At 63.6% G+C, this 18,941-nt stretch carries 21 protein-coding genes; 10 read left to right on the forward strand and 11 right to left on the reverse strand.

Features of this window, described 5'->3' with window-relative positions:
* Window positions 1–13: 13 nt before the first annotated feature.
* Window positions 14–403, reverse strand: coding sequence for a YccF domain-containing protein (locus P3G66_RS03745; RefSeq protein WP_003939919.1), 390 nt, complete (start codon window positions 401–403; stop codon window positions 14–16).
* Between the two features lie 33 nt (window positions 404–436).
* Window positions 437–664 carry a hypothetical protein gene (locus tag P3G66_RS03750; protein ID WP_217017765.1) on the reverse strand — a complete coding sequence of 76 codons (228 nt, stop codon included), beginning with the start codon at window positions 662–664 and terminating at the stop codon, window positions 437–439.
* Between the two features lie 215 nt (window positions 665–879).
* Here P3G66_RS03750 and P3G66_RS03755 point away from each other — a divergent pair, with 215 nt between their 5' ends.
* Window positions 880–1,293 (forward strand): cold-shock protein, encoded by a 414-nt coding sequence (locus P3G66_RS03755; protein WP_007733502.1) that lies wholly within the window; start codon window positions 880–882, stop codon window positions 1,291–1,293.
* A gap of 88 nt (window positions 1,294–1,381) precedes the next feature.
* On the opposite strand, the gene P3G66_RS03760 is transcribed toward P3G66_RS03755, so the two are convergent.
* The 3 genes from P3G66_RS03760 to P3G66_RS03770 all read right to left on the reverse strand — a co-directional run bounded on the left by P3G66_RS03760 (window position 1,382) and on the right by P3G66_RS03770 (window position 4,470).
* A complete protein-coding gene (locus tag P3G66_RS03760) occupies window positions 1,382–1,849 on the reverse strand; it encodes a DUF2771 domain-containing protein (protein WP_223304425.1) in 468 nt (155 codons plus the stop codon).
* Window positions 1,850–1,875: 26 nt separating this feature from the next.
* The gene (locus P3G66_RS03765) at window positions 1,876–3,570 is read right to left on the reverse strand and encodes an MFS transporter (protein ID WP_223304424.1); all 1,695 of its coding nucleotides are present in this window, start codon (window positions 3,568–3,570) and stop codon (window positions 1,876–1,878) included.
* A 69-nt stretch (window positions 3,571–3,639) separates the two neighbouring features.
* Entirely contained in the window at window positions 3,640–4,470 is an 831-nt protein-coding gene (locus P3G66_RS03770) for a glutaminyl-peptide cyclotransferase (protein WP_074447088.1), read from the reverse strand.
* Between the two features lie 38 nt (window positions 4,471–4,508).
* On the opposite strand from P3G66_RS03770, the gene P3G66_RS03775 reads away from it, so the two are divergent.
* From P3G66_RS03775 to P3G66_RS03785, 3 genes are all read left to right on the forward strand, one after another.
* Window positions 4,509–5,330, forward strand: a complete 822-nt coding sequence (locus P3G66_RS03775) for a DUF3027 domain-containing protein (RefSeq protein WP_037128526.1) — start codon at window positions 4,509–4,511, stop codon at window positions 5,328–5,330.
* A gap of 68 nt (window positions 5,331–5,398) precedes the next feature.
* Entirely contained in the window at window positions 5,399–8,071 is a 2,673-nt protein-coding gene (locus P3G66_RS03780; protein WP_276116203.1) for an ATP-binding protein, read from the forward strand.
* 6 nt (window positions 8,072–8,077) lie between these two features.
* A complete protein-coding gene (locus P3G66_RS03785) occupies window positions 8,078–8,629 on the forward strand; it encodes a phosphatase PAP2 family protein (RefSeq protein ID WP_007733495.1) in 552 nt (183 codons plus the stop codon).
* Here P3G66_RS03785 and P3G66_RS03790 read toward each other — a convergent pair.
* Together P3G66_RS03790 and P3G66_RS03795 are read right to left on the reverse strand one after the other, a co-directional pair.
* The gene (locus P3G66_RS03790; RefSeq protein WP_051649549.1) at window positions 8,619–9,659 is read right to left on the reverse strand and encodes an iron-siderophore ABC transporter substrate-binding protein; all 1,041 of its coding nucleotides are present in this window, start codon (window positions 9,657–9,659) and stop codon (window positions 8,619–8,621) included. The genes P3G66_RS03785 and P3G66_RS03790 overlap by 11 nt on opposite strands.
* A 90-nt stretch (window positions 9,660–9,749) precedes the next feature.
* The gene (locus P3G66_RS03795; RefSeq protein ID WP_003940362.1) at window positions 9,750–10,007 is read right to left on the reverse strand and encodes a DUF2530 domain-containing protein; all 258 of its coding nucleotides are present in this window, start codon (window positions 10,005–10,007) and stop codon (window positions 9,750–9,752) included.
* Window positions 10,008–10,109: 102 nt separating this feature from the next.
* Here P3G66_RS03795 and P3G66_RS03800 point away from each other — a divergent pair, with 102 nt between their 5' ends.
* The 3 genes from P3G66_RS03800 to P3G66_RS03810 all read left to right on the forward strand — a co-directional run bounded on the left by P3G66_RS03800 (window position 10,110) and on the right by P3G66_RS03810 (window position 13,473).
* Complete coding sequence (locus P3G66_RS03800; RefSeq protein WP_003940242.1) at window positions 10,110–11,564, forward strand: NCS2 family permease; 1,455 nt, start codon at window positions 10,110–10,112, stop codon at window positions 11,562–11,564.
* 65 nt (window positions 11,565–11,629) lie between these two features.
* The gene (locus P3G66_RS03805) at window positions 11,630–12,061 is read left to right on the forward strand and encodes a MarR family transcriptional regulator (protein WP_003939901.1); all 432 of its coding nucleotides are present in this window, start codon (window positions 11,630–11,632) and stop codon (window positions 12,059–12,061) included.
* Between the two features lie 104 nt (window positions 12,062–12,165).
* Window positions 12,166–13,473, forward strand: coding sequence for an MFS transporter (locus P3G66_RS03810; protein ID WP_007733487.1), 1,308 nt, complete (start codon window positions 12,166–12,168; stop codon window positions 13,471–13,473).
* On the opposite strand, the gene P3G66_RS03815 is transcribed toward P3G66_RS03810, so the two are convergent.
* The gene (locus tag P3G66_RS03815) at window positions 13,457–14,005 is read right to left on the reverse strand and encodes a hypothetical protein (protein ID WP_003940103.1); all 549 of its coding nucleotides are present in this window, start codon (window positions 14,003–14,005) and stop codon (window positions 13,457–13,459) included. The genes P3G66_RS03810 and P3G66_RS03815 overlap by 17 nt on opposite strands.
* A gap of 70 nt (window positions 14,006–14,075) precedes the next feature.
* On the opposite strand from P3G66_RS03815, the gene P3G66_RS03820 reads away from it, so the two are divergent.
* Genes P3G66_RS03820 through P3G66_RS03830 form a run of 3 tightly spaced genes read left to right on the forward strand, consistent with a single transcriptional unit; the run spans window position 14,076 to window position 15,779 of the window.
* Window positions 14,076–14,666, forward strand: coding sequence for a TetR family transcriptional regulator C-terminal domain-containing protein (locus P3G66_RS03820; RefSeq protein WP_037128521.1), 591 nt, complete (start codon window positions 14,076–14,078; stop codon window positions 14,664–14,666).
* A 49-nt stretch (window positions 14,667–14,715) separates the two neighbouring features.
* Window positions 14,716–15,522, forward strand: coding sequence for an RNA methyltransferase (locus P3G66_RS03825; RefSeq protein ID WP_003939731.1), 807 nt, complete (start codon window positions 14,716–14,718; stop codon window positions 15,520–15,522).
* Window positions 15,519–15,779, forward strand: coding sequence for a DUF2537 domain-containing protein (locus P3G66_RS03830; RefSeq protein ID WP_030535366.1), 261 nt, complete (start codon window positions 15,519–15,521; stop codon window positions 15,777–15,779). The genes P3G66_RS03825 and P3G66_RS03830 overlap by 4 nt, the downstream gene beginning before the upstream one ends.
* A gap of 20 nt (window positions 15,780–15,799) precedes the next feature.
* On the opposite strand, the gene P3G66_RS03835 is transcribed toward P3G66_RS03830, so the two are convergent.
* The 3 genes from P3G66_RS03835 to serC all read right to left on the reverse strand — a co-directional run bounded on the left by P3G66_RS03835 (window position 15,800) and on the right by serC (window position 18,901).
* Entirely contained in the window at window positions 15,800–16,585 is a 786-nt protein-coding gene (locus tag P3G66_RS03835) for a hypothetical protein (protein ID WP_003939696.1), read from the reverse strand.
* 52 nt (window positions 16,586–16,637) lie between these two features.
* On the reverse strand, window positions 16,638–17,579 hold the full coding sequence (gene sepH, locus P3G66_RS03840) for a septation protein SepH (protein ID WP_003940223.1): 942 nt from the start codon (window positions 17,577–17,579) through the stop codon (window positions 16,638–16,640).
* Window positions 17,580–17,779: 200 nt separating this feature from the next.
* Window positions 17,780–18,901 (reverse strand): phosphoserine transaminase, encoded by a 1,122-nt coding sequence (serC, locus tag P3G66_RS03845; protein WP_007733484.1) that lies wholly within the window; start codon window positions 18,899–18,901, stop codon window positions 17,780–17,782.
* Window positions 18,902–18,941 lie beyond the last annotated feature (40 nt).

Raw genomic sequence — 18,941 nt, forward strand, 5'->3', positions numbered from 1 at the left:
ACGCGGTCCACGACTATGCGTAATTCACCCGGTCCACGTCGACGATCTCCTTGCCGAGCGGCATCAGCGAGATCGGAATCATCTTCAGGTTCGCGACCGCGAGCGGAATTCCGATGATCGTGATCGCCATCGCGACGGCGGTGACGATGTGTCCGATCGCCAACCAGATACCGGCGATGATCACCCAGATGACATTGCCGATCATCGAACCGACACCAGCGGTCGGCTTGTCGACGACGGTCTTACCGAACGGCCACAGTGCGTAGATGCCGATGCGGAATGCCGCGATTCCGAAGGGAATCGTGATGATGAGGATGCAGCAGATGATGCCTGCGGCGAAGTAACCCAACGCCAGCCAGAAGCCGCCGAAGACCAGCCAGATCACGTTCAGGAGGATTCTCATGGTCAGTGACCTTTCGGTTGGAGGCGGGAGTGATCAGCGCACGCGTCGACCGGATCTGAGCGTGTAGACGATGGCCAGAAGGAAGCCGATCGGGCACGCGAGTGCTACCAGGTACAACGCCAGGCCGGGTGGGGTGTCGCTGAAGATATGGACTGCGAAGATGGCCACGATCGCCAGGAATCCGACGAGGAACAGTGCCATCGCCGTACGGAACAGACCGTTTCCGGTGCCGGAAGTGCGCGGGTTCGGTTGAGGGTCCACACCTACGAGGATAGTGCCTGTAAACCTGGGTGCCGACCCGGGTTCGTCACAGGTAGACTGTTAACAGACTGCGCGCCCCGCTGAAGCAAGTGTGGGGCGCGTTCTTTTGCATTCTTCCACCGGAAGCGATGCGAGCAAGGCCATGAGGCTCTTCCGAGAGCCTCCCGAGCACATTGGGGCAGACGCCCCAGTCGAGTGATGAGCAGGTGAACGCGGTGCCGACCGGCAAGGTGAAGTGGTACGACGTCGAAAAGGGTTTCGGCTTTCTGTCGCAGGAAGAGGGCGAGGACGTCTACGTCCGTGCTTCCGCTCTCCCCGAGGGCGTCGAAGGCTTGAAGGCCGGCCAGCGCGTCGAGTTCGGAATGGCTGCGGGCCGCCGCGGTCCGCAGGCACTGAGCCTGAAGGTACTCGAGCCGGCGCCGTCGTTGCGCGGCGCGACGGCGACGCGTCGTGAGCCCGTCGAGCGTAAGCACACCCCTGATCAGTTGCACGGCATGGTCGAGGACATGATCACGTTGCTCGAGGCGAAGGTCCAGCCGGATCTGCGCAACGGCAAGTACCCGGACCGCAAGACCGCTCAGCGGATCTCCGAGGTCGTCCGGGCCGTCGCTCGCGAGCTCGACACCTGATCGCTCGATACGAGCTGCCATACACGGCTTCGAAACAAAATGCCCTGCACACCAATCGGTGTGCAGGGCATTTTCGACGTTCCGGGGATCAAGCGGTCTTGATCGACCAGATCAGCAGTCCCTGTTCGCTTCCCTCACCGACGGCGAGGTGGATTTCGACGCCGACGAGTTGCTTGACGGGATCGCTCGAAGACTCGACCGTCACTGCCAGGGCCTCGCCGGGCTCGAAGACTCGGGGCTCACCGGTCTGGTTGCCGTCGGCATCCTCGTAGACGGCGAGCAGTGCCCACTGCGCATCCGAGACGTCCGTCGACAACGACAGCTGCAGCGGGTAGCCCGCTGGAACGTCGAGTGCGTAGATGTCGCCCACCTGGGCGCACTGGGACAGGTCGATGGTGCAGAAACCGGCAGGGTTCGTTTCGATCGTCTTGCCGTGTGCGTATGCAGTGATGACCGGCAGCTTGTCGGGGTCGTCATTGATGTTCTTGATGATCACGAAAAGAACGGAGACGTAAGCAACCAGTGCCACCACCATCAGGACACTGATCGCTGCCACGATCTTCTTTGTTCTCGAGCGCATCATCACTGCGGAGTACTTCCTTGTCCTCGGTTGGATTTACCGGTGTAAATCACTTCGGTCACTTCTTGTTCGGCCAGATCGGGTCGCTTCCCGCCGAGGCCGGGCAGGAGGCTGCTTCCTCGGTAGCTCAGGAAGGTCTGCAGAAGCCCGATCGTCAGGAACACCGATACAACAGTGAACCCGATCCAGTATTCGGTCGGAAGCAGAACCCCCAATGCGCCGCCGAGTACCCAGCTCAGCTGCAGAACCGTCTCGGATCTACCGAATCCGGACGCGATCGATTCCTCGGGCAGGTCGTGCTGGAGTGACGCGTCGAGTGAGACCTTGGCGAGTGCGCTGGCGGCCGATGCGATGAGCGTGGCAAGCGCGGCCGTCATGAGGTTGTCCGTCAGCGCTGCGATCACCGCGATGATCCACACCGACGCAGTGCACCGGAGCACGATCAAGGCAGGCCGGCCGAGCTTGAGGCGCGCACCCGTGGCATTTCCGGCGAAGTTACCCAGACCGGCTGCTGCGCCGACCAGGCCGAGCATCATGGCCTGCTGGAGCGGCTCGTGATCGGTGCGTGATTTGGCGACGAACGCGATGTAGAGCGTCAGGAAGCCGGTGAGCACGCGAATGGTGCCGTTGCCCCAGAGTCCGATGATCACGGCGCGTCCGAGAGGCTGACGGACCTTGGCAGGTTTGGCGTCCGGCTGCGGTGGGGCGCTGCCGGCGTGATGCGCTTCGTCCGGGTGGTAGGTGATGGTCGCGGGAACCTCACCCTCGGTGACCTCGACCCACGACGGGATTCGCATGCTCAGATATGCGCCGAACACGGTGACGGCGACCGCGAACCACAAGGCGCCGGTGGAACCGAAAGCGAGCGCGAGCGCACCTGCGACCGCGCCGGCCCCGATCGTTCCACCGATCAACCCGAAGACCGTCAGACGCGAATTCACGCGCACCAGGTCTATTTCCGGTGGTAGGACGCGTGGTGTCACTGCACTCTTGAGCACCGAGAACGATTTACTGAGCACCATCATGCCGAGCGCGGCCGGATAGAGGATCCAACTGTCGAAGTTGAAGACCAGGATCACCGCGAGGAGCGTCCGGATTCCGAACGACGACGCGAGTGCGATGCGGCGTCCGCGCTGCAACCGGTCGAGCATGGGGCCGATGAGCGGTGCGATGACCGCGAACGGTGCGATCGTGATCAGGAGATAGAGCGCGACCTTGGTCTTGTCCTCGCCCGTCGCGGCCGAGAAGAACAGCGTGTTGGCCAGAGCGACGGAGATCGCCGCGTCGGTCGCGTTGTTCGTCATCACCGCGTAGGTGAGAGCGGTCAGACCGGATTTGTCCGCGCCGTCGGCCTTCGCCGCGCGCTGGAAGGTCGCGATGCCCTTGTTCGTCAGTTCGCGGCTGCGCATCGCTGCGACGCGAGTGACGGTGAGCTTGCGAGGCATCGGTGGAGCCTTGGGAGCGTCCGCCCCCGGCGTCTTCGAACCGGCCGCGGATTCGGAGTCTCCCCGCGATTCGGGAATCGGATGCAGCGGTGGCAAAGGCGTGCGACGGGCAGCGGGACGGGCCGAAGGTGGGTAATTGTCCGGGCGGGCCGCGGGTGGGTAATTGTCGTAACCGGGGTGCACCTGTTGCCCCTCCGGCTCGTCGTGGATTCGCCGAGTTTCGGGGTCGTAGGGTTCGCGCGGTCCGGTCACCACTCAATTCTGTCCTAGTGTCGGCGCGGCTACCACGCACACCCCTGCGAGTCCTGTGTCATGTCGGACTCAGTTAACAAAACGGACTTCGAACATCTGCGGCCAATACTTGCCGGTGAGCAGGAATCGATCGGTACCGGGAATCTGCGCGATGCCGTTGAGAACGTCGACGGTGCTGGTCGATCCATCCGTGACGAGTTCTTCGCGTAGCGCCGATGCGTCGTACACGTTCGTTACGGTGCCGTCCGACGGGTCGATTCGGACGACGGTGTCCGTGGTCCAGACATTGGCGTAGACAGAGCCGTCTTCGGAGCATTCCAGTTCGTTCAGTTTGCCGACGGACTCCGAAGATCTGGTGACGTCGATCGTGGAGATCGACGCGAAGGTTTCGGGATCGCGAAAGGTCAACGTGGCCGAACCGTCGCTCGAGACCAGCCGATCCCCGAGCGAACAGATTCCCCATCCCTCGGTGTCGAGTGGGAACCGCCCTCGTTCGGTCAAGGTGTCCTTGTCACGGGCGATGGCAACGCCGTCTTTCCAGGTGAGTTGCCACAGTGTGTCTCCGGCGACCGTGATGCCCTCACCGAACAACGGCGGGTCGAGATCGGCACGCGCAACTTCCGGTCCCGAAGCGGGGGACTGCTCGTCGGAGATCTCGCTCGAGCGCACCCAGGACTGCCCGACGCGTCCGGTGCTTTCGTACAACCGGTTTCCGTCGATCTCGAGGCCCTGCGTGAACGCGTCGGGATCGTGCGCGGACACTCGAACGATCTCGACGGAGCCGGTTTCGGACGTGAGGTTGTCGGGAGCGCCGGGGGAATCGGAGCACCCCGCCAAGGCCGACGCGATCACGGCGACCACTGCAAAAGTGCGCACGGAATTGGCGTGTGACCTACTCATCTGCCCAGCATGGCAGCCCAGTGCGTTGCGGACTTGCGGTGGTGCGGCAAACTGGAGGAGTGAGTGTTGCTACTTCTCCAGAGCGTGCAGTGCCGCGCCCAGTACTGGCCGATGCGGTCGAGCTTGCCCGAAAGGCAGTCGTCGACCTGCATGAAGGCGGTGTGGGGGCATACCTCGGCGTGACGTCGGAGGACGAATTCGCCGCCACCCATCGATTTGCAGCAGACATTCCGGGATACCGCGGTTGGCAGTGGGCGGTTGTCGTCGCTGCCGGACCGGAGGACACCCACGCCACGATCAGTGAGTTGGCGCTGTTGCCGGGTCCCGACGCGTTGGTTGCGCCGGAATGGCTGCCATGGGATCAGCGGATTCGTCCCGGCGATCTGTCCGTCGGTGACCTACTCGCCCCGCCGGCCGAGGATCCTCGCCTCGTTCCCGGCTACGTCGCCACCGGTGACCCGGAAGTCGACGAGGTAGCTCTCGAAATCGGGCTCGGCCGCAAACAGGTCATGAGCCTCGAGGGCCGACTCGATGCCGCGCAGCGTTGGTTCGACGGTGACTTCGGCCCGGAGTCGGAGATGGCGAAGGCAGCGCCGTCGACGTGTGGACTGTGTGGATTCTTCCTTCCACTCGCCGGTTCGCTGCACGCAGCGTTCGGTGTGTGCGGAAACGAACTCTCCGCAGACGGCCGTGTGGTCAGCGTGTCCTACGGTTGTGGCGCGCACTCGGACACCAGCTTGCCGCTCGGTGCGGGCTCGCCGCAGTTCGACGCATTCGACGACGGAGCCGTCGAGCTGATTGCGGTGCCGGCTCGCCCGTCGAGCGTTGTTGCAGTTGAGGATTCGGTATCCACCGAGTAGAAGATCCGTTCGGTACGGACGCACTCCGCGAGGCGACGCTGCGCGCGTGGTCGGAATCTCCGACGCGATTGCGTGAAGACGCGGCTGCGGAATCCGACCTCGCGAAGGCCGGGTACCGCGACCGTCTGCTCACCGAACTGGCGCAGAACGCTGCCGATGCAGCTGCACGCGAGGGCGTCCAGGGCTCTTTGTGGGTGGACGTGGACGGTCGGACGATGACGGTGGCGAACACGGGCCGTCCACTGGACGAATCCGGTGTACATGCGCTCACCGCGCTGCGCGCGTCGAACAAGGTCGACGCCGACGAAGGTGTGACGGGACGGTTCGGCGTCGGATTCTCGGCAGTTCTCTCGGTCAGTGACGAGGTGGAACTGCGCTCGTCGACGGGATCGATTCGATTCTCTGCCTCGCACACTCTGCGCGAGATCGAGTCTCGCGAACTCCCGGTGCCGGAAACCGGTGTCCCCGTACTTCGTTTGGTGTGGCCGTCTGGCGAATTGCCGAGCGACGGTGCCGATTCGGAAGTGGTGCTGACGCTTCGGCCGGACGTCGATGCCGCGGCGCTGCTTTCGCAGATGACACGTGAGGCAGTCGACCTGCTGCTCGAACTCCCGGCTCTCGGATCAATTCGTCTGGGTGAGAAAACTTTTCGGCGATCGGAACGGGTGCTGGATTCCGGCCTCGTCGAGATCGCGATCGGTGATCGCACGTGGTGGCAGTACACCGCGCCGAACGCGCGATGGTTGGTGCCGGTCCGCGACGGGGTCGTCGAGCCGGTCGCAGACGACGTCCTGCGGGCGCCGACGCGATCCGACGAGGAACTGTCGATCCCCGCGATCATCATTGCCGACATTGCAATGCAACCCGATCGGCGACGCCTCATGCCCGCTGCACCGATCGCTCCGCTTGCCGAGGGGTACGCGAAGTTCCTTGCTGCACTACCTCCTCGGCAGCGAACGGCACTCGTTCCGATTCCGGCCTTCGCTCGCAGTGAAACGGATTCGCTTCTGCGCGAAGCGCTTCTGAAGGAGCTGCAGGAAAACGAGTGGCTTCCGGTGGTCGGTGAACCCGACCGCGCGCCGCAGCGAGCATCCGTGGTGCCCGGGCTCGGTGATGACCTTGCCGAGTTGCTCACCGACATCATCGGTGGCCTGGTTGTCCCCGAGCTCTCCGGCCCCAAGCACGAGCGAGCGCTCGCGGCGGTGTCGACACACCGCATCGGGCTCGCGCGCATCGCCGAACTGCTCAGTGGTTCGGAACGTGAACCCAAGTGGTGGAATCGCCTCTATTCCGCTCTCGAGCCTCTGGTGATCGACACTCTTGCGGTGGAAGAGCTTGGAACACTGCCGGTTCCGCTCTCCGACGGACGGACGGTGACCGGGCCGCGGACCGTCGTCGTCGGCGTCGAACTGGGTGAAGACGCGCCGTCGGTGCAGTGGACGAGGTTGGTTCATCCCGTCGCGGTTCACCCGTTGCTGTCTCGATTGGGAGCGCAGACTGCGAGTGCCACCGACCTGCTGTCCGATCCGGCGCTGCGCGCATTGATCGAAGATGCTGCGGACCAAGATGATTCGGTAGCGACGGAGTTGGCGCAAGTGGTGCTCGGATTGGCGGCCCACGTGGCGCCAGGGGCGCTGCCGTCGTGGATCGGTGAAGTGCTGCTTCCTGGTTCGGAAGGCGAATTGCGGTCCGCCGACCAACTTCTGCTTCCGGGAGCTCCCCTTGCAAGCGTCCTGGTCGAGGATTCTCCCTTCGGCATCGTCGACGCTGATTTTGTTCAGCGGGTGGGGGAGCAGGCGCTACGGGTAGTCGGTGTCGGGTGGGGTTTCACGGTGGTCCGTGAGGAATTGCCTTCCGGCCCCGATCACGATCTCGACGCCGAAGACGCATGGTGGGACACCCTCGACGAGGACCCCGAATACATCGAAGCCGTGCGCGATCTCGACCTCGTGGACGAAGGCCGCTGGCCGCAGGCGTTGTCGCTGCTGGTCGAGTCGCCGGCGACGCGGGCGCTGCTCACCGACCGTCGTGGATACACGGCGTGGTGGTTGCGTTCGAATGCCGAACTCGGCGGTGAGGTGCTGGGCTTGCTGCGCGCTCCGGGCGATCGCACCTTCGAGGGATTGCTCGATGCTGCCGAACACCCCGACGCCGGATTCTTCTCCGGATTGCTGGCATCGGATACCGTCGACGATCCGGAACTGGCTCAGCTGCTGCTCGATCGGCTTGCCGACCCACTACGGATGCCGGCCTCCGCCGTCGTCGCGCGGACGCACCGACTACTGGGTGAGGCAGCGCAGCGACGGGTTCTCGACCTGGAGGAACTGCACCTGCCTCCGTTCGTGCGAGGCCTTTCCGGCGATCTGGTCGATCCCGGCGACGCCCTTGTTCTCGACCGACCGTGGCTGGGAGCAGCACTACCTGCGCAACGAGTGGTGCTCGGCAGCTTCGAGACGGCCGACGCACTGGCAGATCTGCTCGACGTCGCGACGGCGTCTGCATCCGTTCACGGACGAGTGAGCAGCACCGGCGTCGTGACGACGTGGGCGAACGAACCGCAGGCAGTTCTCGGCTTCGCAGCCCTCGGCCGTGAGGTTCCCGGCGGCGAGGTAGTGATCCATCACGAACTGTCGGTGGAACTGACGGGGGCGGTCGAGACGACGGTGATCGTGCCGTGGTGGGTGGACTCGGACGGCGTTCATCACGTGATGCGTACGTGGACTCTGCCGCAAGGAATGTGAGGGCAGATGTCTTTTGATCAGTGGGTACTCGACAGCGCAGTGAGTCAGCGGACGGCGTGGCTCGTGGACGTCGTCGACGTCATCACCGACAGCGGCGGAACCCTCGCGTCGTGGCTGATCGCGACGCTGCTCACGATCGTGCTTCTGGTTCGGGGACTACGCACCGAAGCTCTGCTGATCGCCGGATCGATGTTGACCGGTCTGCTCGTGATGAGCGGATTGAAGCGCATCTTCACGCGAACCCGTCCACCCCTGCCGGAGCGGTTGATCGAAATCGATTCGTATTCGTTCCCGTCGGGCCACGCGATGATGAGCGCGATCCTCGCGACTTCGGTTGCCGCCGTGATCCTTCGTCTTGCCTTGCCGAGGCTCGCGAAGATGGCAATGCTCGCGAGCCTCGGCCTGTACACGATCGCCGTCGGATTCTCCCGCGTCTACCTGGCTGCCCATTGGATGACCGATGTATTGGCAGGTTGGGCGTTCGGGATGATGTGGGCCGGGGTGTGGATCTGGGGAACCGCGCAGATCAGAAAGCGCCGGGCGCTGGTTACTTCGTGAGCTCGGCGAGTAGTTGGCTCGTGGCCCACGGCAAGCTCAGTGCCGAGCTTGCGGTCAAGGCCGCACCGACCTGCGGAGCCTGATCGTCGTTGACGTAGACGACGCGATTGTCCTTGACCACGTCGAGTTGCTGGAAGCCAGGGTTGTTTCGGACCGCCTGTGCGGCATCGGGATTGCCGATGACAACGAGACGGTCCACGTCGAGAAGATCCAGTCGTTCGGTGGAGATCGGCGCGTAGAACTCACCGTTCATCAAGGCCTCGACCGCGGGAGCAGGTTTGAATCCGAGACTGCCGAGAACCCGTCCGCGGGCGTCCTCGGAGGAGAAGGCGTAGAACTCCGGGGTCGCGTCGACGCTGATGATCACCGCGGTCTGGTCTGCAAATTCCGGGTGAGCGCTTCTGGCGTCGGCGAACTGCTTGTCGATATCGGCGACCAACTTCTCGCCGTCGGCTTCGCGACCCACTGCCTTCGCTGCGGTCTTCGTCGTGATCTGCCACGGAGTTGCGTAGTCGCCGTAGGCCGGATCCTTCGCGACGGTCGGGGCGATCGCGGAAAGTGTGCTGTACAGGTCTTTGTCGATGCTCGAGTAGAGCGCGAGGATCAGGTCGGGCTCTAGCGCAGCGATCTTTTCGACGCTGATCGTGGTTTCGGGATTGCTGCCGACGACGGTCGGTTCGGTTCCGCCCCAAGGGCCGGTGACCCATGGCCACGTGCGGTTGACGTCCGGTTCGCCCGGGTACTGGTTGACCATTCCGACGGGCTTGATGCCCAGAGCCAACAGAGCCTGCTCGTCGTTGTAACCGACGGTGACGATCCGTTGTGGTTCGGAATCGATCGTGGTGCTGCCGAAAGCGTGATCGATCGTGACGGGGAAGGCGCCACCACCGGAACTCGACGAACTACTTGCTGCGTCGTCGTTCGAACTGCAGGAGACGAGTGCTGTGCCGACCAGGGCGACCACAGCAACGGATGTCAGTCTCGTCCAACGTCCTCGGCTTTTCCAACGATTTCGGTGGGAGATCTTCACGGCTACGTGGTTCCTTTCAGCATTGACAAGCTAAGACCGACACGAGAGTGCAGGGTAGGCTTACCATACTGAAAGGGTGAATCGACCTGCTCAGTCGACCAGACCGGCGCCCTGTTGTGCGCCCTTGTCACCGCGCACAGCTGCGCGTCGTTGAATGGAGAACAGAGCGAAGCCGAGGAAGCCGACTCCGATACCCGCGTAACAGATCGGGAGTGCATCCGACCAACGATCGCCGCTCATCGCGACCACGATCGTGGCGATCACCCACAACGCGGTGCCGATGATCAGTGCCGGCGCGGGTGCGGACAATTTGCCGATCAGGCCTGTTGTGTTGCGAGTCTCCGTCACAAAATTAACGCTACCCGTACCCCGGTGGCCTACTCTCCCTAGTGCGACCGGCTTCATGTGCGCCGGCACACGGCGACCTACAGCGATGGGGAAAGAACAAACATGGCGGCACCCGGCAAGATCCTCGACACCTATTTCAAGATCAGCGAACGAGGGTCGACGATCTCGACCGAGATTCGCGGCGGTGTCGTCACCTTCGTGGCGATGGCCTACATCGTGGTCCTCAACCCCCTGATCCTCGGCAGTTTCTCGGCTGACGACGCTGCAGCGAAGACCGACGTTCTCGGCAACATCCTTCCGGTCAACCAGGTGGCTGCGGTCACCGCTCTGGTTGCGGGCCTGATGAGCATCGTCTTCGGTGTCGTTGCCAACTATCCGTTTGCCATCGCCGCGGGTCTCGGCATCAACAGCCTGCTCGCCGTCACAATCGCACCTCAGGTCACCTGGCCCGAGGCGATGGGCCTGGTGGTCATCGACGGTGTGATCATCGTTCTGTTGGCACTCACCGGTTTCCGAACTGCGGTGTTCAATGCGATTCCCTCGGCATTGAAGTCCGCGATCGCGGCCGGTATCGGCATGTTCATCGCCTTCATCGGACTGGTCGACGCCGGATTCGTCCGCCGTATCCCCGATGCCGCCGGTACGACGGTTCCCGTCGGACTCGGAATCAACGGCTCGATCGCTTCGTGGCCGACCGTGGTGTTCATCTTCGGTGTGCTGCTCATGGGTGTTCTGGTCGTGCGCAAGGTTCGTGGTGGACTGCTGATCGGCATCGTCGTCACGACGATCCTCGCCGCGATCATCGAGGCAGTTGCCGACGTCGGACCCTCGCTCGGAACCAACCCCAAGGGCTGGAACCTCAGCATCCCCGCGATCCCGGAGATGCTCGGTGGTATGCCTGATCTGAGCCTGGTCGGCGACGTCAGCATCTTCGGCGCATTCACCCGCATCGGTGTTCTGGCCGCCAGCCTGCTTGTCTTCACCCTCGTGCTCGCGAACTTCTTCGACGCCATGGGCACGATGACGGGTCTCGGTAAGGAAGCCGGCCTGACCGACAAGGACGGAAACCTCCCCAACGTCGGTCGCGCGCTTGTCGTCGAAGGCGCGGGCGCGATCGTCGGCGGTGGCGCTTCGGCGTCGTCGAACACCGTGTTCGTGGAATCCGCGTCGGGTATCGCCGAAGGCGCCCGCACGGGCCTGGCAAACGTCGTGACCGGACTGCTCTTCCTCGTCGCGATGTTCCTGACGCCGCTCTACTCCGTCGTGCCGATCGAGGCAGCTGCGCCTGCCCTCGTCGTCGTCGGTGCGCTGATGATCGGGCAGGTCCGAGACATCGATTTCACCAAGTTCTCGGTTGCTCTCCCGGCGTTCCTGACCATGATCGTCATGCCGTTCACCTACTCGATCGCCAACGGCATCGGCGTCGGCTTCATTTCATGGGTGGTCCTGCACGCTGCCAGCGGTGGTATCAAGAAGATCCACCCGTTGCTCTGGATCGTGGCGGCACTTTTTGTGGCCTACTTCACTGTCGGACCCATTACCGACGCCCTTACGTGAAATCAGGGTTGACCGGTATTCGATTACGTGAGCTACCGGCCAGCTCTTGACGTATTGTCTGACGCGTGACCACCGAAACTCGTGCGCTGGCCAGCGATCTTTCCCTGGCTGTAGTGCGTCTCACCAGGCATCTGCGCGGCCGCAGAGTCGACGCTCAGGTATCGCTGACGCAACTGTCCGCCTTGGCGAGCCTGGATCAGTACGGCCCGATGACTCCTGGCGTACTCGCAGCACGTGAGAAAGTGCAGCCGCCGTCGATGACGCGCGTTGTTGCTTCTCTCGCCGAGCTCGGTCTGGTCGAGCGCTCGCCGCATCCCACGGACGGTCGTCAGATCATCGTGAATCTGTCCGACGCCGGGCAGGCGTTGCTCGCGGACGAAACCCATGCGCGCGAGGCGTGGATGAACGAGCAGCTGGCCGGGCTGGGTGGCGAAGAACTCGCGACGCTGCGCGGTGCCGTCGAGATCATCACCGAGATGGTCAACAAGACGGAGTAGCTCCGTGAGTTAGAGGACGCGTAGCTCCGCTACCTAGAGGTCGTTGCCCAAACGAATTACTCGAGGGGCAAGATAGTGGGGTGCCCCGAGACCCCGATTCCGGCATGTTTGCCGCGCTCCACAACCGCAACTACCGCCTTTGGGCTTCCGGACAGATCGTTTCTCTGGTCGGCACGTGGATGCAACGCATCGCCCAGGACTGGCTGGTACTGACGCTCTCGGACGGCAACGCGCTGGCGGTGGGCATCGTCATGGCCTTGCAGTTCGGCCCGACGCTGTTCTTGTCGGTGTGGGGTGGGGTGCTGGCCGATCGGTACGACAAGCGTCGGATCCTGATCTTCACGCAGTGGGCGAGTGCGGTATGCGCGCTGGTGTTGGGTCTGTTGGACGTCGGTGGGCTCGTCGCGTTGTGGCATGTCTTCCTGATTGCCTTTGCCCTCGGCTGTGTCTCGGCGCTCGACGCACCCGTGCGTCAATCGTTCACCATCGAAATGGTGGGCAAGGAACACCTGTCCAACGCCATCGCGCTCAACTCCATGACGTTCAACACGGCCCGCATCGTCGGTCCGGCCATCTCGGGTGTGCTGATCAACCTGATCGGAACAGGGTGGGTGTTCCTGCTCAACGTCGCAACATTCGGTGGGGTGCTCATCGCGCTCTACCTGATGAACAAGAAGGAGTTGATCCCGTCGGAACCGGCCCCGCGCACCAAGGGGCAGGTGCGCGACGGGTTCCGATATGTATGGGGCCGCAAGGACCTTCGCGTGATCATGGTGTCGGTCTTCATGGTCTCGACCTTCGGCCTGAACTTCGCGATCAGCCTGGCGGTGATGGCGCGCAACACGTTCGGCCTCGAGGCCGACGGTTACGGATTGCTGTCCACGACGCTCGCCGTGGGCACCCTTGCCGGCGCTGCGTACGCCGCAAGACGGAAGGAAGCGCCGCGGTTGCGGACGTTCCTCGGTGCCGCCGTGGCTTTCGGTGTGTTCGAGGTCGCGGTGGGATTGATGCCTACCTACGCGTTGGTGGCGCTGATGTTGATCCCCACGGGCGCACTGACGTTGACGTTCACGACGTCCGCGATGAACATCCTGCAGATGTCGGTGCCTTCCGAGATGCGCGGGCGGGTGATGGGTATCTACATGCTCAGTTTCCTCGGTGGCACACCGCTGGGAAGCCCGTTGCTGGGTTGGCTCGCCGACTCCGTGGACCCACGTGCGCCCTTGATCGTGGGCGGAGTGATCTCGCTCGTCTCGGGCACTGTGGCCGGGGTGTACCTGCTACGCAGCGAAGGGCTGAAACTTCGTCTTGCGCGACCGGAAGACGGTGGCAGGCTGCCGGTTTTCGTCCTGCGTCCGGTGATCGTATGCGACGCGACCGAACAGGCAGTCGAGGCTAGCCGCGCGCCGTGACCTTCTCACGCTTGGGAAACACCGTGTAGCTCAGGGCGATTGCTCCCCAGATTGCGAGTACCACTGTCAGCTTGCTGATCCATCCGTCGAGGGCTCCAGTACGGGTGGGGTCGTCGACGAGGAAGATGGCCGCGCCGAGAAGTCCGCACGCGACGGCCCAGGCGATCGCGGCTTTGCCGAACTCGCGCCATTCGCGCAGTGCTCGCGCACTCCCGTACTTGGGTGGTGCGACGGGAGCCGGGCCGCCGGCGAATCGGTAGGCGAACCTGGCGTCGGCCCAGGAGATGAGGCTGTGTCCGAACGCGACGGAGAATCCGATGTAGGCCGCGGCAAGCCCATGGGTGAAGTTCGCCTCGCCACCGCCACGAAGATCGAGGGCTGTGGCGACGAGCAGTACGACATCCACCAGCGGCGCGCAGATGAGCAGTGCGGCGCCCAGCGTTTTGCGGCGCAGTAGATAGCGGGCCGCGAGACCTGCGGCGATGAACACCCAGAACATGATTTCGCACGCGATGATCAAGTGGACGATCATGACATCAGCTCATTTCTAGTACGACTGTGTTAGTGATCGAAAACTAGCACAGCTGTGTTAGTTTTGTGAAGTGGTGAAACGTAGCAGTCCGGATGAGCGGCGTGAAGAGATCGCCGAGGCCGTGTGGCGTGTGATCCGTCGAGACGGTGTGGCGAGCGCCAGCGTCCGGGCGGTCGCGGACGAGGCGAAGATGTCGACGGGGTCGCTACGGCACTTCTTCGCGACGCAGTCCGAACTCTTGCTGTTCGCGATGACGCTCGTGACCGTCCGGGTGGAGGAAAGGATTGCCGGCATCGACTTCGATCCCGACATCCGCCGCGCGATCCGTCAGTTCACCGATCAGTTCGTTCCCCTCGACCAAGATCGGCGTGAAGAAATGCAGGTTTGGGAGGCCTTTGCTGCTGCCGCCCAGACCGATTCGGCGTTGACGGCGGTGCGTGACGAGACAGACCGGACCTTGTTCGAGCACTTTCGTTCGTTCGTGGAAGCGGCGCATCGAGCTGGTTTTCTACGGCCGGGTGCCTCGGTCGACATCGAGGCGATGAGATTGCATGCGCTCGCCGACGGGCTCGCGTCGCACGGCGTCGACAATCCCGAGCGAACCAATCCAGAGGTGATCAGCCAGGTGCTCGACGCGCATTTTGTCACGCTGTTGCGCTAGGTCGGGAGTAGTGGTGGGGGGCTCGCGGTGCGTACGGCACGATAGACCCGTGGTTCACGTCATCGACATCTCAGATCCCGCCGACCCCCGGCTGGATGACTTTCGCGATCTCAACTCTTCGGATCGGCGCCCCGACCTGCCGGAGGGCAAGGGACTGGTCATCGCCGAGGGAGTGTTCGTCACTCAGCGACTGCTGACTTCGCGGTTCGAGCCGATCAGTCTCCTCGGCGTCGAACGACGGCTCCTGGAGCTCGCTGACGATCTCGACGGTGTGGACGTGCCGTTCTACCGTACGAGCGCCGAAGTGATGGCCGAGGTCGTCGGATTTCACCTCAACCGCGGCGTCCTCGCTGCAGCAGCACGCCCGGCACCGCTCGCGGTCTCGGACGTGTTGAAGGACGCGAAGACCGTCGTGGTCCTCGAAGGCGTCAACGATCACGAGAATCTCGGCTCGATGTTCCGCAACGCGGCGGGGCTCGGTGTCGATGCAGTTCTGTTCGGGAAGGGTTGTGCCGACCCGCTGTACCGGCGGTCGGTCCGTGTGTCGATGGGGCACGTGCTGCGAGTGCCCTTCGCGCATGTGGCAAAGTGGCCACACGACTTGGATGAGCTGCGTGGCAACGGTTTTCAGCTCATTTCCTTGACTCCGAATCCGGAAGCGGTCACTTTGGCCGAAGCGATGACCGGGGAGAAGGTAGCGCTACTGCTGGGCGCCGAGGGGCCAGGTTTGACCGAACATGCGATGCGGGCCACCGACATTCGTGCCAAGATACCGATGGCACCCGGCACCGACTCGCTCAACGTCGCGACCGCAGCGGCGATGGCCTTCTACGAACGTGTCAGGACCGGCCGGTGACTCAGGACCGCACGCCCTGGTTCACCGGAATCGCGGTGTCGGTGTTCGCAGCCATGCTCTCGACCAGTGCCGTCGCGGCGTTCTGTGTCGCGCTGGGCAACGTGAACGTGCTCCTGGCGGTTGTCGTCAATGTCATTGCGGTAGGCGGACTTGCGCCGACCGTCTGGCGCTGGCGAGCCGTCCCCGTCTGGCGATGGGTGGTCTACGGCGCGGTAGCCGGCGTACCGCTCGGGTGGATCGCAGCGATAGCCGCGTGAACCTGTGAGGCTGCTCGGCGCTACTTGAAGCCGAAGTACCGAGCGAGGCGGCCGCGCGGCTTGGCCACCGGTGCGTCGTGGATCGGCGGCATGTTTTCGGGCATGGGTACCTCTGTCGGCGCCTGCTCGGGCATCGGCGCGGGGGCTGGGGGTGCAGGTTTGGGTGCCTCGCCGGGTCGGTGAATCTTGAAGCCCCACAGGAGAATCTGCGTTATGTCGAGTTCGTGTTCTCGCGGCGCGCCGGTGTATCGAAATCCCAGCCACTCGAGGTTGGCGGACTCCGCGAACTGTTGCGGGTGGAACGGAAGCGACTGCGGATCAGGCAGGATCCCGGGCGGGTAACGCAGGGGATGGTTGCCGGCCCAGAATTCCAGTTCCCAGGTCTGGGGGATCCCCAGATTTTCGACGATGTCGATCGGGATGGCACTGAACGAGCGTCGTAGCTCGCCGTCCTCCCACAGTGCAAACGAACCCTGCGCGGTTTCGGGGACGGAGCTGATCAACAGCGTCGAGCCACCCTCTGCCGAAAGGTGCCAGGAATCAGGCAGTTTCGAGGGGACGAAGGTGCTGAGTTCGGAGCTGCAGACGACACTCACTCGGCCGTACGCGCCGACGAAGACGTAGCCGGGGCTCACCGTCGCGGCCATCGACAGCGGCTGAGGCCCGAGCGACTCGAACTCCTTGTCCGGGTACAGCGACATGGCGATTTTCAGGGCCTCGGTCTGATCCGGCTGTGGGTACCTGCTCAATTCGGTGCGAGCGTCTGCGCCGCCCAGAAACCAGATCGTCGATACCCGTGCAGCCACCGGCAGCCCTCTCTCCTCAGCCTCGCTCGAAAGAAGAATACTTTCCTTCGGGTCAGCGACCGCTGCTGCGGACCCCGAGGAGTACGTCGTCCCACGAGGGAAGAGCAGGCCGTCCGCGCTTGTCCTTGGTCTGCGTCTGCTGCGGAGCGGTTTTCGGGGTCACATCCGGTGCGGGTTCGGGAACCTCTTCGGTGACGACGGTTTCCGGCTCGACAGCAATCGGTTCGGGCGCCACGATCCGTTCCGCCACCACCGTCCGCTCGGGGACTACTGTGCGCTCGGAAACTGCTGTCCGCTCGGAAACTGCTGCGGGCTCGGGCTCGATCTCCGCCACCGGTTCGACGTCGAATCGGGACAGTTCGAGCTGTTCCGGTTCGTTCGAGACCACCGGTACCAGGCCGCGGAGTGGGCGACCGAAGTCAGGATCGATCAAGTCGAATGCTGCGTCGTCGAGTGCGACGATCGTTCCGCCGTGCGCGTCGGGCTGGTAGCGCCAGTGCGCGGCGTTGGTGGTGCGGCCGGCCTGCCACTGCAGCTGGGCGACCCACTGATTGTCCTCGTCGCGCCAGGCATCCCAGGTGGCCTCGTCGATACTGTGGCCGCGGGCGCGGAATGCGTGGGTCACGATTTCGGAGAGGGTGGGAACTGTCGGACCGTTGTCGCGCACCGGGTGTCCGCCCTGCGCCATTTCCGCGGCGCGGGAGCGCTCGAGCAGAACGGGGTACGCAAAGCGCTCGACCTTGCTGATGGGGATCTTCGCTTCTTCGGCGACCTGCTCTACGGAAGCACCGGAACGAATGCGCGCCTGAATTTCGCGGGGACGGAGTTGGCTTTCCATTTCGATCTCAATCTGGCCGAGTCGAGCCACGTCTCCGCGGGAAGCTGCACGAAGTTTGTCATCGGCGGGAAGCCGGAATTTCTGGCCGGTTTCAGCATCTGCGCACACCACATGCGATCCATCGGGTTCAAGTCCGATCACTCGAAGCTCTCGCACATTGACCTCCTTATCGCGCCGGCTCGCGACTTTGCGCCGCGCTCAACTGTAATTCATTCGTGACCATGGACTCGGCAGGACACGCAGGGCGAGATGACCTCGGATCCGACCACCGGTGTGGTAGCTCACAAGGCCTGGCGCAAACGACGCTCGGCCCCCGACGTCATGCCGGGGGCCGAGCGGTGAAGCAAATGTGAAAATCAGCCGAGCTGAGAAACGACCCAGTCGATGCTCTTGGTGAGAGCGGTGACGTCATCGGGGTCGATGGCCGGGAACATGCCGACGCGCAGCTGGTTGCGGCCGAGCTTGCGGTACGGCTCGGTATCGACGATTCCGTTGGCGCGCAGGATCTTTGCCACCTCGGCAGCGTCGACGTCGTCGTTGAAGTCGATGGTGCCGACAACCTGCGAGCGGTGTGCCGGATCAGCGACGAACGGCGTTGCGAACTCACTGGCCTCGGCCCAGTTGTACAGGCGCGAGGACGAATCCGCGGTGCGAGCGGTGGTCCAGTCGAGGCCGCCGTTGCTGTTCATCCACTCGATCTGGTTGGCGAAGAGCAAGAGGGTGGCCAGGGCCGGGGTGTTGTACGTCTGATCCTTGGAGCTGTTGTCCACGGCGATGGGCAGTGAGAGGAAGTCAGGCGTCCAGCGTCCCGAATCCTTGATCTCCGCGACGCGCTCGAGGGCGGCCGGGCTCATCAGCGCGATCCACAGTCCGCCGTCTGCAGCGAAGCACTTCTGCGGAGCGAAGTAGTAGACGTCGGAATCGGCGACATTGACAGGAAGTCCGCCGGCGCCCGAGGTGGCGTCGATGGCGATCAGTGCGTTCTCCGAACCCGCGGGACGCGAGACGGGGATCGACACACCGGTGGAGGTCTCGTTGTGCGCCCAGCCGATGAGATCGACGGACGGGTCGGAGACCGGCACCGGTGCGCTGCCCGGATCGGCGGAAACGACGATCGGGTCACCGATGAACGGGTTGGCCTTGGCGACCGAAGCGAACTTGGAGCTGAATTCGCCGTTGGTCAGGTGCAGCGACTTCTCGCGGATGAGGCCGAATGCGGCCGCATCCCAGAACGCAGTGGTTCCGCCGTTGCCGAGGACGACCTCGTAGCCCTCGGGCAGTGAGAACAGATCGGCGAGGCCGGAACGAATGCTGGCCACAACGTTCTTGACCGGCTTCTGGCGATGGCTGGTGCCGAACACCGAAGCGCCCACCTCGACCAGGGACTGCAGCTGCTCGGGGCGAACCTTGGAAGGACCGCAGCCGAAGCGTCCGTCGGCGGGCTTGAGGTCGGCGGGGATGATCGGTGTGGAGGTCATCGCTTCTTTCTGTTCCTTCACTTGTGTTCTGTACTACCGT

This window comes from Rhodococcus sp. C3V (genome assembly GCF_029269915.1).
Classification (GTDB): domain Bacteria; phylum Actinomycetota; class Actinomycetes; order Mycobacteriales; family Mycobacteriaceae; genus Rhodococcus_F; species Rhodococcus_F qingshengii.

Excerpts from the sequence above, each read along its gene's own strand:
- P3G66_RS03810 (WP_007733487.1), top strand. The coding sequence starts at position 12,166 with ATGTTTGCCGCGCTCCACAACCGCAACTACCGCCTTTGGGCTTCCGGA.
- P3G66_RS03815 (WP_003940103.1), bottom strand. The coding sequence starts at position 14,005 with ATGATCGTCCACTTGATCATCGCGTGCGAAATCATGTTCTGGGTGTTC.
- P3G66_RS03770 (WP_074447088.1), bottom strand. The coding sequence starts at position 4,470 with ATGAGTAGGTCACACGCCAATTCCGTGCGCACTTTTGCAGTGGTCGCC.
- serC (WP_007733484.1), bottom strand. The coding sequence starts at position 18,901 with ATGACCTCCACACCGATCATCCCCGCCGACCTCAAGCCCGCCGACGGA.
- P3G66_RS03785 (WP_007733495.1), top strand. The coding sequence starts at position 8,078 with ATGTCTTTTGATCAGTGGGTACTCGACAGCGCAGTGAGTCAGCGGACG.
- P3G66_RS03800 (WP_003940242.1), top strand. The coding sequence starts at position 10,110 with ATGGCGGCACCCGGCAAGATCCTCGACACCTATTTCAAGATCAGCGAA.
- P3G66_RS03745 (WP_003939919.1), bottom strand. The coding sequence starts at position 403 with ATGAGAATCCTCCTGAACGTGATCTGGCTGGTCTTCGGCGGCTTCTGG.